We start from the raw sequence: 14099 nt of genomic DNA, 5'->3' as shown, positions 1-14099 counted from the left end.
TCAGATCGCGCGGACGATGCCGAGCGGCGTGGACTCCAACCCCTGGCCGAGCGGGTTGTCGCCGAGGATCTTGACCAGCCGATTCTCGCCGGCCTTGTCGAGCGTCGAACCGAGGATGTTGCCGCCCAGGTCGTTGATGTCGACGACGGCGACCTCAGCCTGGCCGCCGATGAGCTTCTTCACGCGGGCGGCGACGCCGTCCGGATCCTTCGGCCCGAGCACGACAGCCTCGTTGTACGGAGGGATGGTGTGCTTGGTGGGACCGTCGATCGCCCTCGCCTTGTCGCCCGCGATGCGGTAGAAGTCACCACGGCGGCCGAACGCCTTGGTCACAGCGGCCACGGCAGAGGCGAACAGGATCCGCGGAGTGCCGCACTCCCGCAGCGCCATCTCCATCGTCTCCGGCATGCCGAGACCGATGCCGTACGGCGTGCGGGTGACGTACTTCGACAGGAAGAGCGCGAGCTTGCGGGGCTTGATCTCGTCCAGGCGGTAGGAGCGGCCCTGGGTGATCGCCACGATCTTCTCGGTCACGAACAGCAGGTCGCCCGGCTGTACCGCATCCTTCGCGTACTCGGTGATGATGGCGTCGAGGTCGTCGTCCGGCATGACCACACGGGTACGCAGAGGTATCCGCGCATAGCTGTTTCCGTCGACGCTCGTCTCGAGCGCCTTGCCGTCGTTCGCCTGCATCACTCGAGGTAGTCCCGCAGCGACTGCGAACGGCTCGGGTGGCGCAGCTTCGCCATCGTCTTGGACTCGATCTGACGGATGCGCTCACGCGTCACGCCGAACGTGTCGCCGATCTGGTCGAGCGTCTTCGGCTGTCCGTCGCCGAGGCCGAAGCGCATGCGGATCACGCCGGCCTCGCGCTCGGAGAGCGAGTCGAGCAGCTGCTCGAGCTGACGCTGCAGCATCGTGAAGCCCACCGCATCCGCCGGAACGACGGCCTCGGTGTCCTCGATGAGGTCACCGAACTCGCTGTCTCCGTCTTCGCCGAGCGGCGTGTGCAGCGAGATCGGCTCGCGGCCGTACTTCTGCACCTCGACGACCTTCTCCGGCGTCATGTCCAGCTCGCGGCTGAGCTCTTCCGGAGTGGGTTCGCGACCGAGGTCCTGCAGCATCTGCCGCTGCACGCGGGCGAGCTTGTTGATGACCTCGACCATGTGAACCGGGATGCGGATCGTGCGCGCCTGGTCGGCCATCGCGCGGGTGATCGCCTGACGGATCCACCAGGTGGCGTACGTCGAGAACTTGAAGCCCTTGGTGTAGTCGAACTTCTCGACCGCGCGGATGAGGCCGAGGTTGCCCTCCTGGATCAGGTCCAGGAACTGCATGCCGCGTCCCGTGTAGCGCTTGGCGAGCGAGACGACGAGACGCAGGTTGGCGCCGAGCAGGTGGCTCTTCGCCCGCTGTCCGTCGCGCGCGACCCACTGCAGATCGAGACCGAGCTGGCTCGTCTTCTCCGCAACCGACATCGCGGAGAGCTTCTCCTCGGCGAACAGTCCGGCCTCGATGCGCATCGCGAGCTCGACCTCTTCGGCCGCGTTCAGCAGTGCGACCTTGCCGATCTGCTTCAGGTAGTCCTTGACCGGGTCGGCGGTGGCGCCGGTGATCTGCGTCGAGTAGACCGGAACGTCCTCGTCGTCGTTCGACGAGATGACGATGGCGCCGGTCGGCAGCGGCTCGGTGAACTTGGGCTTGGCGTCTTCGTCCTCGTCGTCCTCCACAGCGGCAGCTGCGGGAGCCTCGTCCTCTTCGACGACGTCCTCGGACTTCTTCTTCTTGACGGGGGCGCGCTTCGCAGCGGCACGCTTCGCCGCGCTCAGGGGCGCAGGCTTCTCGGGTGCATCGGTCTCGACCGGAGCGTCGGCGGTCGTCTCTTCGGCAGCCTTCTTCGTCCGGGTGTTCTTCGTCGTGGCAGGAGTCACGTTTCGCCTTTCACGGAGCTGCTGTGTAGCCCCGGGACATTTCGGACACTAGTAAGACCCTTGTCAAGTCCAGCGCTCGAAAACACTGATTGACAACGGGTCAGAGTCCTAGTATCGCACACGTGTGGCGATGCGGACGCATTCCGGCGAAGTTCTCTCCGATCGGACTCAGCCGCGGCCCGGCTTGTCTTCGTCGCCGGAGGGGCGAGAGGCCAGGTAGCGCTCCAACTCTGCCGCCAGTTCGTCCGCACTCGGCAGGTCCCGCTCGCTGAACCCGCCCTCGTCGTAGGTGTCGTCGTCGGGGTTCCGCCCCGCCATGTACGCGTCGTAGCGACGCTCGAGGTTGTGCACCATCTGCTGGAGCTCGTCGTTCCCCGCGACCTGCTCGTCGACGCGCGCCAGGTAGTCCTCTCGGCGTTCCTGCACGGCGTCGAGCATCAGCACGAGACCGGTCGACGCCATCAGACGCTCGGCCGCGGCGATCACGGCCTCCGGGTTCTCGGTCTCCGCCAGGTAATGCGGGACCAGCAGCACGAAGCCGACCGCGCGTTCTCCGCGCTCGACGAACCGGAACTCGAGCAGATGCCCCGCCGTGGCAGGCACCTGGGTGCGCGGGCGCCACACCGAGTGAGCGACCGTCAGTTCGCGGCGGTTGCCGCTCACGGTGGTACCGATCGGACGGGTGTGCGGCACGGGCATGGCGATCGAGTGCACCCAGTGCAGACCGGACACCTCGAACTCCGCCGCGAGGTCGAGCACCGTGCTCGCGAAGCCGTTCCATGCGAAGTCCGGCTCGTACCCGGCGAGAAGGAGGAACGGGCGCCCGAGGGCATCCGTCGCGAGGGAGAGCTCAAGGCGCGGCGGACGGAACTCGGTGAGGTGGTCCTGATCGAACGCGATCACAGGCCGGCGGGCTCGGTAGTCGAGGAGCACATCGTTGTCGAAGATGACGACCGGTTCGGGCGACGCCGTCTCGCGCAGATGATCGATCAGTCCGGAGACGGCACTGCCGGCATCGGTGAAACCCGTCAGGAGAAGCACCAGGGGCAGGCCATGCGGCACCGTCGGCGCATTCGCGACGCGTTCGTGGATCTCACCGGAGAAGGGCATGACTCCATGCTACGAGCACGTCCTCGCACCGGGCCCCGGCCCGTCTCGCTGAGAGCGAACACGCGGGGAGGGGGCGCACGTCTGCGCTGGGACGGAGATCCTAGGATGGAGGTATGACGCTTCCCGTGCTCTCGCACACCACCGATCAGTTCCCCGGAAGCGCTGCAGATGCCGCAGTGCTCGTCGTCTCGGCTCTTCCCGAGTCGGCGGAATCGCTCGCCTCCTACCCTGGACTCGCCGACACGCTCGCCGGAATCGGGTTCACCGGCTCAGCCGGATCCTTCGCGAGGGTTCACCTTCCCGATGTCTTCCCCGCGCCATTCGCCGTCGTGGGCGCCGGCGATGCACCGGATGCCGGCGCGGTGCGCAATGCGGCTGGCGTGGCTCTTCGCTCGCTCACCGGATTCGACCACATCGCACTGGGCCTCGCCGACGGTCTCGAGAGGTTCGCCGACGCAGCCGCGGAAGGCGCTGTGCTCGGCGGCCACCGCTTCGACGGCTACCGCACCGAGAAGGGCAAGACGCGCGCGACCGCGGTCACGCTGCACGCCGCTCTCACCGAAGAGAGCGCTGTGCGCGCGCAGGTGATCGGCGACGCGGTGGCGCTCATCAAGGACCTCGTGAACGTCCCGGCCGAGTGGCAGAGTCCGGCACAGCTCGCGCAGAGTGCCGCCGACAGCGTCGCCGACCTCGACGTCACCGTCGACATCCTCGACGAGAAGGCGCTCGCCGACCAGGGCTTCGGCGGCATCCTGGGTGTCGGCCAGGGCTCGGACCGGCCGCCTCGGCTGGTGCGCCTCGACTACTCCCCCGCCGACGCCTCGCGTCACATCGCGCTGGTCGGCAAGGGGATCACGTTCGACACCGGCGGGTTGTCGCTGAAGCCGGCGGCGTCGATGGTGGGAATGAAGTTCGACATGGCGGGAGCCGCGACCTCGCTCGCAGCTCTGCGCGCGATCGCGACGCTGGGCCTCCCCGTGCACGTCACCGCGTGGCTGTGCATCACCGACAACATGCCGTCCGGCCGCGCTCTGCGCCCTGGAGACGTCATCCGCATCCTCGACGGCACGACCGTGGAGGTCCAGAACACCGACGCCGAGGGGCGCCTCGTGCTCGCGGATGGACTCGTGGCGGCGAGCCGCGAACACCCCGATGTCATCATCGACGTCGCCACGCTCACGGGTGCCATCGTCGCGGCCCTCGGTCACCGGCACACGGGCGTCTTCGGCGACGACGACACCGTCGCGGAGTTCCTCGCCGCTGCGGAACAGGTGGATGAGCCCGCCTGGCACATGCCCCTCCCGTCCTATATGGAGGAGTCGCTCGAATCGCCCATCGCCGATCTGCAGAACGCCAACATGGGAGATCGGATGGGCGGCGCGTCGTTCGCAGGGCTGTTCCTCCGCCGGTTCGTCGGCCGTACGTCCGACGCTGACGACGCTCCCCGCATCCCCTGGGTGCACCTCGACATCGCGGGCTCCGGCGAACACGCCGGCGCAGCGTACGGCTTCACCGAGAAGGGCCCAACGGGGGCGATGGTCCGATCGATCGTCGCCTTCGCCGACGCATCCCACACGGAGGCATGACACATGACAACCCACACCTTCGACATCGTCGTCCTGGGCGGCGGCAGCGGTGGTTATGCCGCCGCATTGCGCGCGAGTGAACTCGGCAAGTCCGTCGCCCTGATCGAGAAGGACAAGGTCGGCGGAACCTGCCTGCACCGCGGGTGCATCCCCACCAAGGCGCTCCTGCACGCGGCCGAGGTCGCAGAGCACGTGCGCGATGCCGCATCGGTCGGCGTCACCGCGACGTTGGAGGGCATCGATCCCACCGGCGTCCGCGCCTACCGCGAAGGGATCGTCGCCAAGAAGTACAAGGGTCTCGAAGGCCTCGTCAAGGCGCGCGGCATCACGACCGTCGCCGGCCTCGGTCGCCTCAACCCCGACCGCAGCGTGGCTGTGGGTGACGACGTGTACGTCGGTAGCGACGTCGTGCTCGCGACCGGCTCCTACAGCCGCTCGCTGCCCGGACTCGACATCGGTGGCCGGATCCTCACGAGCGAGCAGGCGCTGGCGCTCGACGTCATCCCCGAACGAGTCCTCATCCTGGGTGGAGGTGTGATCGGTGTCGAGTTCGCCAGCGTGTGGCGGTCATTCGGTTCCGAGGTCACGATCATCGAGGCTCTGCCGCACCTGGTTCCGAATGAGGACATCGCCCTCAGCAAGGGACTGGAGCGGGCGTTCCGTCGCCGCGGGATCCAGTACTCCCTCGGCGTGCGCTTCCAGACCGCACGACAGGATGAGGCATCCGTCACCGTCACGCTCGAAGACGGCAAGGAGTTCACCGCCGACTACCTCCTGGTGGCGGTCGGACGCGGGCCCGTGACCGCCGACCTCGGTTTCGAAGAGGCCGGCGTGACCCTCGATCGCGGCTTCGTCACGGTCGACGAGGAGCTTCGCACGGGAGTGCCCGGCGTGTGGGCGGTCGGGGACATCGTGCCAGGACTCCAGCTCGCCCACCGCGGCTTCCAGCAGGGCATCGCCGTCGCCGAGCGCATCGCGGGCTTGTCGCCGGCGAACATCCCCGACGCGCAGATCCCTAAGGTCACCTACTCGAGCCCCGAAGTCGCCTCCGTCGGCCTGAGCGAGGCCGCGGCGGCGGAAGAGCACGGTGCGGACTCGATCGTCGCTTACGAGTACAACCTCGCAGGCAACGGGAAGAGCGAGATCATCGGCACCAGCGGTCTCGTCAAGGTCGTCCGTCTCAAGGACGGGCCGGTCGTGGGTGTTCACCTGCTCGGTGATCGGGTCGGAGAACTCATCACCGAAGGCCAGCTCGCCGTCGCCTGGGAGGCGCACCCGGAGGACATCGCCCCACTGATCCACGCCCACCCGACCCAGAGCGAGGCACTCGGCGAAGCCTTCCTGGCACTGGCCGGCAAGCCCCTGCACGCCCTCTGAGCACCAACCGGTGCCCGAGTCACTAAGCTAGACAAGCGTCATACAACTTCTGAAGGAGACTCAGTCATGAGCACATCCGTGGTCCTCCCCGCTCTCGGCGAGAGCGTCACAGAGGGTACGGTCACCCGTTGGCTCAAGCAGGTGGGCGACACCGTGCAGGCAGATGAGGGCCTGCTCGAGATCTCGACCGACAAAGTCGACACCGAGATCCCCTCCCCTGTCACCGGTGTGATCGAGGAGATCCTCGTGGCCGAGGACGAGACCGTCGAGGTCGGCGCCCTTCTCGCTCGCATCGGCGACGGCAGCGGAGCAGCTCCTGCTGCAGACGCTCCCGAAGCCGCAGCTCCCGCTGCCGAAGAGGCACCCGCTGAGGCCGCGCCCGCCGAGGCGCCCGCACCCGAAACGCCGGCGCCGGCCGCAGAGGCGCCCGCACCCGAAGCGGCACCGGCAGCACCGTCCGGAGACGCGACGGACATCGTGCTTCCCGAATTGGGCGAGAGCGTCACCGAAGGCACCGTCACCCGTTGGCTGAAGCAGGTCGGCGACACCGTGGCTGTCGACGAGGCACTTCTGGAGATCTCGACCGACAAGGTCGACACCGAGATCCCCTCGCCCATCGCCGGTGTGCTGCAGGAGATCGTCGCTGCGGAGGACGAGACGGTCGCCGTCGGCGCCGTGCTGGCACGTGTCGGCTCTGGCGCCGCTCCCGCCGCGCCTGCAGCTGATGCCCCTGCCGCGGAAGCACCTGCCGCCCCTGCTGCGGAAGCACCTGCTGCTCCTGCCGCGGAAGCACCTGCCGCTCCCGCCCCCGCAGCGCCTGCTGCTCCGGCTCCCGCCCCGGCCCCAGCTCCCGCCCCGGCCCCAGCTCCCGCCCCGGCCGCTGCTCCGGCTCCCGCCCCGGCCGCAGCTCCCGCGCCTGCCTCCGCGCCGGCGCCTGCTGCGCCGAAGCTCACGCTGCCGGCCGAGAGCGACAACCTGTACGTGACGCCGTTGGTCCGCCGGCTGGCTGCCCAGCAGGGCGTGGATCTGGCCTCGGTCAAGGGCACCGGCGTCGGTGGTCGCATCCGCAAGGAAGACGTCCTCAAGGCTGCAGAGACCGCATCGGCCGCCCCCGCGGCTGCCGCTGCTGCACCCGCTCCGCTGGAGGTCTCTCCGCTGCGCGGTACGACCCAGCCGATGTCGCGCCTGCGCAAGGTGCTCGCCAAGCGCGCCGTGGAGTCGATGCAGCAGACCGCTCAGCTCACGACGGTCGTCGAGGTCGACGTCACCGCCCTCTCGGAGTACCGCGACAGCGTGAAGGCGTCGTTCCTCGAGAAGACCGGCGACAAGCTCTCGTTCCTGCCGTTCTTCGCGCTCGCTACCGCCGAGGCCCTTCAGGCCTTCCCGATCGTGAACGCGACGGTCGACGGCGAGAACATCGTCTACCCGGCGAGTGAGAACGTCTCGATCGCGGTCGACACCGAGCGCGGTCTGCTCACCCCGGTTCTCCGGGACGCAGCCTCGAAGAACATCGCCCAGATCGCTCACGAGATCGCCGACCTCGCCGCTCGCACCCGCGACAACAAGCTGAAGCCCGACGAGCTCGCCGGTGGCACGTTCACGCTCACCAACACGGGTTCGCGCGGCGCATTGTTCGACACTCCCGTCGTCTTCCTGCCGCAGTCCGCGATCCTCGGAACGGGCACCGTCGTCAAGCGTCCCGGTCTGGTGAAGGTCGGAGGTGCAGACGCCATCGCCATCCGGTCGTACGTGTACCTCGCCCTGTCGTACGACCACCGGATCATCGACGGTGCAGACGCCGCACGCTTCCTCGGCGCGGTCAAGGCTCGACTCGAGTCGGCGCAGTTCGCCTCTCAGCTCGGCGCCTGACCGAGAATCATCCTGGCTGGTCCGCGACGTCGTACACGTCGCGGACCAGCCATTTCTCTTCTGCGCGGATGAGCACGACCATGAGTCGTCCGGCCGTGTCCGCATCCGCATTCCCCTCCGCTGATGGATCGACGACGAGTCGCACCACGGCGACATCTCCGTACTCGTCGACCAATTCGATTCCCGGCGCGGCATCGGCGGCCGCGCCGAGTGCGGCGACCACACCTTGTGCCCCGGCCGCCACGCCATCGGCGCACGTTTCATCCTCCCGAGCGCGACAGCCGGCGATGGTCTCGAGCAGGGCAGCGGCAGCGATCTCAGGGCTGGGGTCCGTCGGCGACGCGACCGGGAGCGTCGCTACGGCACTGTCTTCTGATGTACCTGCTCCGGCGTCGCTCTGATCCGCCCGCGCGCCGTCGGGGTGACCTGCAGTGTCGGCGGCGCCCGATCGCGTGTCCGCAGCCGCACGGTGAGACGCGTCGGAGGGTGCTCCCTCCGCGCCCCCGGTAGGCCAGAGCAGTCCGCCCACGAGCACGGCCGCGGCGGCCGTCCCCGCGATGATCATCGACCGCCGCCGTCGACCACGCCGCATGTCGGCCGGGCCGGTTCCCGCCTTCTGAGATGCCCGTCGCGACCGCCACGCAAACCGGAAGAGTTCCTCGGCGCGGGCGACGACGGCGCCGACACCGGCCTGCAGGGCGAGAGCTCCCCGACCGAGGCTGCCTGTCGTCGCGCCGGTTCCGGACCTGCGTCGCAACTCCGCGCGCGGTGAGGTCTGTTCGCGTGGCCTGAGGGCGTGTGCGACCTCCGTCGGGGCTTCCGGCGCGCGCCGACCGAGATCGAGGGGCTGCGGTGCGGCCACGTTCAACAGCTCGAGTTCCCCCGCCTCGAGCAGCTTCCGCGGAACGCGCGGCTGACCGGCCGAGCTCTGGAGCGCGCGTTCCACCACCCCCAGTGCACGCACCATCACCTTGTCGAAGCTGTGCTCCGCCAGGCGGGCGACGATCTCCTCCGCTCCCGCACGAGCGTCGGTCCCCGTTCCGAAGACGAACACCGGTCGTCCGCCATCGGTCAACCACCACTCGCCCCCGCGGACACCCTCGACGCCGACGCCGATCTCGTCCAGTCCACGCAGCATGCTGATCACGAGCGTGGTCGACTCCCCCGGTGTCAGCGGTGCGTCCGCAGCCGTGCGACGGACCACGAACGCCGATACCCGTTCCGTGCACCATGGGAGCAACACCTCGTGCCCTCCCGCGCGGCGGATCACGTCAGTCGGTGCCGCGATGTGCTCGCTTCCTGCAAAGCGCCAGCCGGCCCATCCGGCGAGGTCGTCCGCATCCCGTCGCACGGCCACCGTTCCGCCGCACGTCACCAGAGCTCCCGCGAAGGGTCCCTCCGACGCATCGAGCATCCTGACCAAGCGATGCGCTCCCGTGACGAGGGCCGTGTCCCGCGCCTCGTCGGTCCTGATGTCTGCCATTCGTCCATCACAGCTCATCCACGGACGCGTGGCCCCACGTTCATCGGCGATGTGCGTCGATATCCCTCGAACTCCGAATGTGCAGGAACGGTCCGCTCCACCGCTCCGCTTCGCGCGAACGCCGACATCACCCGGCCCGCGGACTCGGTAGGCTGGTCTCCATGGCAAAGCGTGCTCCTGAACCCGAAAAGCGTCCTGGGTTCTTCTCCCAGATCAAGTCCCTCTTCCGGTTCACCCGCGAGGCCTACCCGTGGCTTCCCTGGGCACAGCTCGCGATCCTCGTCGGCGGCGTCCTGATCGGTCTCGTCGCCGGATACCTCATTCCGCCGTTCCAGATCTGGACCCTCATCCTGTGGGGCATCACCGGGCTCATGCTGGGCATCCTCGGTGCCCTGTTCCTCATGACGCGCATGTCGACCTCGGCGATGTACACGAAGATCGACGGCATGCCCGGCGCCACCGGCCACGTGCTCAGCACGAGCCTCGGCCGCAGCTGGCAGGCGTCGGAGACTCCCGTCGGGATCAACCCCAAGACGCAGGAAGCCGTCTACCGCACCATCGGCCGCGGCGGCATCGTCGTCGTCGGCGAAGGCGCGCGCGGGCGGCTCACCCGCCTGGTGAACGAAGAGCGCAGCAAGGCTCAGCGCGTCGCGCACGGCGTCCCCGTCACCGTCCTCTACGTCGGGCACGGCGACGACGACGTCGCGATCGCCGACCTCGCGAAGACGATCAAGAAGCTCCCCAAGGCGATCGACAAGGCGACGATGGCCGCCGTCATCCGCCGCGTCGACTCGGTGTCGCAGTCGCTGTCGTCGCTGCCGATCCCGAAGGGGATCGACCCGACGAAGGTGCGCTCTCAGCGTCCCCGCTGAGTTCCCGTACCGCACAAGCTCGACGAACGCGGCCGTCCTCCTCGGAGGGCGGCCGCGTTCGTCGTGCTCACTCGGAGAGCGGCTGCCGCGGCAGACGACGGACCTTGGCGCGGCGTCGACGACGCTCGGGGACCATCGAGCGCATCTCGTCGAGCTTGCCGAAGCAGAACAGCCGGTCATCGGCCTCCAGCACGACGTGCTTACGAGGGTTGGGGATCACGCTGACGCCTCGGTGGAGCGTGAGCACCGTGATGTCACGCTCCCAGAGTCCTGCTTCGCCGAGGGTCTTCCCCACCAGGTCGACAGCGCCGTGCACCATCAGCTCTGCGACGCCGTAGCCCGTCGAGACCGTGAGCCGCTGGCGCACATCGATCTCGGGGAACGCGACCTGCCCGGCGATGTAGTCGATGATGGCACCGGCCACGTCGAGCTTGGTCGCGGTCTCGATGCCCTGAAGACCCGGCGAGGAGTTGACCTCCATGACGAGCGGGCCGTCGTCGCCCTCGAGCATGTCGACGCCTGCGACGCGAAGGCCCATGATCTGGGCCGAGCGCACGGCGGCACGCTCGTAGACGGGGTCGAGTTCGATGGCCTCGACCGAGCCGCCCCGATGGACGTTCGACCGGAACTCGTCACCGGCGGCTGAGCGCCGCATCGCGGCGACCACGCGGTCTCCGACGACCAGCGCGCGGATGTCGCGACCACGGCTCTCGGAGATGAACTTCTGGATCAGCACGTTCTGCTTGGTGGAGTGCAGTGTCTCGATGATCGCCTCGGCGACCTTCACCTGGGGAGCGAGGATCACGCCGATCCCCTGCGTGCCCTCGAGCAGCTTGATGACGACGGGCGCCCCGCCGACCCGCTCGATCGCCGGACGCACGTCGGCGCGGTTGCGGACGAACGCGGTGGGCGGCATCGCGATGTTGTGCCGCGACAGGATCTGGTTCGCGCGCAGTTTGTCCCGCGCGCTGGATATCCCGTTCGCGGTGTTCGGCGTGTAGACGTCCATCTGCTCGAACTGCCGCACCACGGCCGTGCCGAAGTAGGTGATCGAGTTGCCGATGCGCGGAAGGATCGCGTCGTAGTCGCTGAGCTGCCGACCTCGATAGTGGAGGTCGGGTTCGTCCGAGGTCAGATCGATCGCGAAACGCAGCGTGTTGAGAACCTTCACGTTGTGCCCTCGCTGAAGAGCGGCGGCACGCAGACGCTGGGTGGAGTACGCCTGCGGCGCGCGGGAGAGCACTGCGATCTTCACGGGGGATTTTTCCTGCCAGGATGTATCAGGTGAGTAGGACTACCCCCCATTCAAACACCCTTACGGGGTGGCGAGAATGGGTGAGCCTGCCCGATCTCGGAGTCGACTGGCTCAAAGCCAAGATCGACACGGGCGCGCGCACGTCTTCCCTGCACGCATTCGACGTCGTGGAGTTCGAGCAGGACGACCAGCCGTGGGTGCGCTTCAAGGTCAAACCCTGGCAGGACAGTCAAGAGGACGCCGTCGTGGTCGAGTGCCCTGTTCACGATCGTCGTGCGGTGCGCAGCTCCTCAGGACACGCGCAGGAACGGTTCGTCGTCGAGCTGCTGATCCGTCTCGTCGACCGGGAGGTCCTCGCCGAGGTGACGCTGAGCAACCGCGACGAGATGGGCTTCCGGATGCTCATCGGCCGGGAAGCCCTGCGACAGGGATTCACCGTCGACCCGGCACGGTCGTTCCTCGGCGGTCGCGCTCCACGGGAGGCTCGTCGCCGCAACCGCGGCAGGGCGTGATCCGGCTCAGGCGCGGATCAGGATCGTGCCGACCGCCTTGTCGTGGAGGCCCCGCTGATCCGCATCCCAGATGACCGCTGGCACCACGACCACGAGGAGCAGCGTGCGGACGATCGGACGCCACAGCCCGATCCACCCGCCATCGCGTCGGACCAGACGCATTCCGAGGATCCGGTGGCCCGGGCTTCCGCCGGCCGTCGGGATGAACACGATCTGCAGCACAGCGAACACGAGCATCGGTGCGAACTGCGTCAGTCCGGCCTCGGTGGGCAACGCGAACTGGTCGTAACCGAGGAAACCCGTCGCGATGATCGTGGCTGCCGCGTAGTCGATCAGGAGTGCTCCGATGCGACGACCGGGTCGTGCGATGCTCCCGGATCCGGATTCGGGGAGTCCGAGTCGCTCGCCGGGGTACGTGTTCACAGCATCCGTCACTCCCCCAGCCTACCGAGGGTCGCATGCGGGGCTGTCGCCGCGGCTCCTGTAACACGCCCGAAACAAAGCGGATACCGTAGAGAAATCCCCCGTCCGTACTCTGCAGAATGGCCGTGAAGCCATCGATCCGCATTACAGGAGTCGTACATGTTCAAAGATTCGTCCGAGGTACTGGCCTACATCAAGGAGAACGACGTCAAGTTCCTTGACATCCGTTTCACCGATCTCCCGGGTGTACAGCAGCACTTCAACATTCCTGCATCGACTGTGGACGAGGCGTTCTTCACCGACGGCCAGCTGTTCGACGGCTCCTCGATCCGCGGCTTCGCGAGCATCCACGAGTCCGACATGCAGCTCATCCCCGATGTCACGACGGCGTACGTCGACCCCTTCCGCGAGGCCAGCACCCTCGTGATGCTGTTCGACATCTACAACCCGCGCACCGGCGAGATCTACTCCAAGGATCCGCGTCAGGTCGCCAAGAAGGCCGAGAAGTACCTGGCCTCCACGGGCATCGCCGACACCGCTTTCTTCGCCCCCGAGGCGGAGTTCTACATCTTCGACGACGTGCGCTACTCCGTCACCGCCGGCGAGAGCTTCTACAAGGTCGACTCCGAAGAGGCCGCCTGGAACACCGGCCGTGAGGAAGAGGGCGGGAACCTCGCCAACAAGACGCCGTACAAGGGCGGGTACTTCCCGGTCAGCCCGGTCGACAAGACCGCCGACCTGCGCGACGACATCACCCTCAAGCTGATCGAGGCGGGATTCATCCTCGAGCGCTCGCACCACGAGGTGGGCACGGCCGGGCAGCAGGAGATCAACTACCGCTTCGACACCATGGTGCACGCGGCGGATGACATCCTGAAGTTCAAGTACATCGTCAAGAACACCGCCAACGAGTGGGGCAAGGTCGCGACCTTCATGCCGAAGCCGCTCTACGGCGACAACGGCTCGGGCATGCACACCCACCAGTCGCTGTGGAACGACGGCAAGCCGCTGTTCTACGACGAGGCCGGCTACGGCCAGCTGAGCGACATCGCGCGCTGGTACATCGGCGGCATCCTGGCACACGCCCCGGCGCTGCTCGCGTTCACGAACCCCACGCTGAACAGCTACCACCGCCTGGTCAAGGGCTTCGAAGCTCCGGTGAACCTGGTCTACTCGGCGGGCAACCGTTCTGCCGCGATCCGCATCCCGATCACGGGCTCCAACCCGAAGGCGAAGCGCATCGAGTTCCGCGCTCCCGACGCATCGGGCAACCCGTACCTCGCCTTCGCCGCGCAGCTCATGGCGGGCCTCGACGGCATCAAGAACCGCATCGAGCCGCACGAGCCGGTCGACAAGGACCTCTACGAGCTCCCGCCCGAGGAGGCCAAGGACATCCCCCAGGTGCCGAACTCCCTGCTCGACTCGCTCGACGCACTGGCGGCCGACCACCAGTTCCTCCTCGAGGGCGGCGTGTTCACCAAGGAGCTTATCGAGACCTGGATCTCGTACAAGTACGAGAACGAGATCCTGCCGATGGCGCAGCGCCCGCACCCCTTCGAGTACGAGCTGTACTTCGGCGTCTGATCCAGAAGTCCTCTCGAGAGCCCGTTCCTGCTTCGCAGGGGCGGGCTCTCGTCACGTGGTCGGCGCACATGCAGGTCGCGGCCTCCACGTCAAGCCC

At 67.7% G+C, this 14099-nt stretch carries 12 protein-coding genes; 6 read left to right on the top strand and 6 right to left on the bottom strand.

The window, feature by feature from the left end; genetic code table 11:
• The 3 genes from AB0E56_RS10465 to AB0E56_RS10455 all read right to left on the bottom strand — a co-directional run bounded on the left by AB0E56_RS10465 (position 1) and on the right by AB0E56_RS10455 (position 3041).
• Positions 1-693: a coenzyme F420-0:L-glutamate ligase gene (locus AB0E56_RS10465; protein WP_359798717.1), complete on the bottom strand. Its 693-nt coding sequence runs from the start codon at positions 691-693 to the stop codon at positions 1-3.
• The gene (locus AB0E56_RS10460) at positions 693-1931 is read right to left on the bottom strand and encodes an RNA polymerase sigma factor (protein ID WP_359798716.1); all 1239 of its coding nucleotides are present in this window, start codon (positions 1929-1931) and stop codon (positions 693-695) included. The genes AB0E56_RS10465 and AB0E56_RS10460 overlap by 1 nt, the downstream gene beginning before the upstream one ends.
• A gap of 168 nt (positions 1932-2099) precedes the next feature.
• Entirely contained in the window at positions 2100-3041 is a 942-nt protein-coding gene (locus tag AB0E56_RS10455) for a PAC2 family protein (protein WP_359798714.1), read from the bottom strand.
• Between the two features lie 113 nt (positions 3042-3154).
• On the opposite strand from AB0E56_RS10455, the gene AB0E56_RS10450 reads away from it, so the two are divergent.
• The 3 genes from AB0E56_RS10450 to sucB all read left to right on the top strand — a co-directional run bounded on the left by AB0E56_RS10450 (position 3155) and on the right by sucB (position 7873).
• Positions 3155-4627: a leucyl aminopeptidase gene (locus AB0E56_RS10450; protein ID WP_359798712.1), complete on the top strand. Its 1473-nt coding sequence runs from the start codon at positions 3155-3157 to the stop codon at positions 4625-4627.
• A 3-nt stretch (positions 4628-4630) separates the two neighbouring features.
• Positions 4631-6004, top strand: a complete 1374-nt coding sequence (lpdA, locus tag AB0E56_RS10445) for a dihydrolipoyl dehydrogenase (RefSeq protein ID WP_359798711.1) — start codon at positions 4631-4633, stop codon at positions 6002-6004.
• A gap of 66 nt (positions 6005-6070) precedes the next feature.
• The gene (sucB, locus tag AB0E56_RS10440) at positions 6071-7873 is read left to right on the top strand and encodes a 2-oxoglutarate dehydrogenase, E2 component, dihydrolipoamide succinyltransferase (RefSeq protein ID WP_359798709.1); all 1803 of its coding nucleotides are present in this window, start codon (positions 6071-6073) and stop codon (positions 7871-7873) included.
• Between the two features lie 7 nt (positions 7874-7880).
• On the opposite strand, the gene AB0E56_RS10435 is transcribed toward sucB, so the two are convergent.
• Positions 7881-9356, bottom strand: a complete 1476-nt coding sequence (locus AB0E56_RS10435) for a hypothetical protein (protein ID WP_359798708.1) — start codon at positions 9354-9356, stop codon at positions 7881-7883.
• A 161-nt stretch (positions 9357-9517) separates the two neighbouring features.
• Between AB0E56_RS10435 and AB0E56_RS10430 the strand changes: the two genes are divergently transcribed.
• Positions 9518-10228 (top strand): DUF4191 domain-containing protein, encoded by a 711-nt coding sequence (locus AB0E56_RS10430; RefSeq protein ID WP_359798707.1) that lies wholly within the window; start codon positions 9518-9520, stop codon positions 10226-10228.
• 67 nt (positions 10229-10295) lie between these two features.
• Here the strand turns inward: AB0E56_RS10430 and AB0E56_RS10425 are convergent, their stop codons facing one another.
• A complete protein-coding gene (locus AB0E56_RS10425; protein ID WP_017202222.1) occupies positions 10296-11483 on the bottom strand; it encodes a RimK family alpha-L-glutamate ligase in 1188 nt (395 codons plus the stop codon).
• A gap of 20 nt (positions 11484-11503) precedes the next feature.
• Between AB0E56_RS10425 and AB0E56_RS10420 the strand changes: the two genes are divergently transcribed.
• Positions 11504-11995, top strand: coding sequence for an ATP-dependent zinc protease (locus tag AB0E56_RS10420; protein ID WP_359798705.1), 492 nt, complete (start codon positions 11504-11506; stop codon positions 11993-11995).
• Positions 11996-12001: 6 nt separating this feature from the next.
• On the opposite strand, the gene AB0E56_RS10415 is transcribed toward AB0E56_RS10420, so the two are convergent.
• On the bottom strand, positions 12002-12430 hold the full coding sequence (locus AB0E56_RS10415) for an RDD family protein (protein ID WP_359798703.1): 429 nt from the start codon (positions 12428-12430) through the stop codon (positions 12002-12004).
• Positions 12431-12577: 147 nt separating this feature from the next.
• On the opposite strand from AB0E56_RS10415, the gene glnA reads away from it, so the two are divergent.
• Entirely contained in the window at positions 12578-14002 is a 1425-nt protein-coding gene (gene glnA / locus AB0E56_RS10410; RefSeq protein WP_183150129.1) for a type I glutamate--ammonia ligase, read from the top strand.
• Positions 14003-14099 lie beyond the last annotated feature (97 nt).

This window comes from Microbacterium sp. NPDC028030 (assembly GCF_040637855.1).
Lineage (GTDB): Bacteria > Actinomycetota > Actinomycetes > Actinomycetales > Microbacteriaceae > Microbacterium.
The sequence above is the reverse complement of the archived record's forward strand: the minus strand, read 5'-3'. Positions and strand labels throughout refer to the sequence as shown.

Bases quoted from the DNA above. Each gene is read 5' to 3' on its own strand.
- AB0E56_RS10465 (WP_359798717.1), bottom strand. From the start codon at position 693: ATGCAGGCGAACGACGGCAAGGCGCTCGAGACGAGCGTCGACGGAAAC.
- AB0E56_RS10455 (WP_359798714.1), bottom strand. From the start codon at position 3,041: ATGCCCTTCTCCGGTGAGATCCACGAACGCGTCGCGAATGCGCCGACG.
- AB0E56_RS10450 (WP_359798712.1), top strand. From the start codon at position 3,155: ATGACGCTTCCCGTGCTCTCGCACACCACCGATCAGTTCCCCGGAAGC.
- lpdA (WP_359798711.1), top strand. From the start codon at position 4,631: ATGACAACCCACACCTTCGACATCGTCGTCCTGGGCGGCGGCAGCGGT.
- sucB (WP_359798709.1), top strand. From the start codon at position 6,071: ATGAGCACATCCGTGGTCCTCCCCGCTCTCGGCGAGAGCGTCACAGAG.
- AB0E56_RS10435 (WP_359798708.1), bottom strand. From the start codon at position 9,356: ATGGCAGACATCAGGACCGACGAGGCGCGGGACACGGCCCTCGTCACG.
- AB0E56_RS10430 (WP_359798707.1), top strand. From the start codon at position 9,518: ATGGCAAAGCGTGCTCCTGAACCCGAAAAGCGTCCTGGGTTCTTCTCC.
- AB0E56_RS10420 (WP_359798705.1), top strand. From the start codon at position 11,504: ATGTATCAGGTGAGTAGGACTACCCCCCATTCAAACACCCTTACGGGG.
- glnA (WP_183150129.1), top strand. From the start codon at position 12,578: ATGTTCAAAGATTCGTCCGAGGTACTGGCCTACATCAAGGAGAACGAC.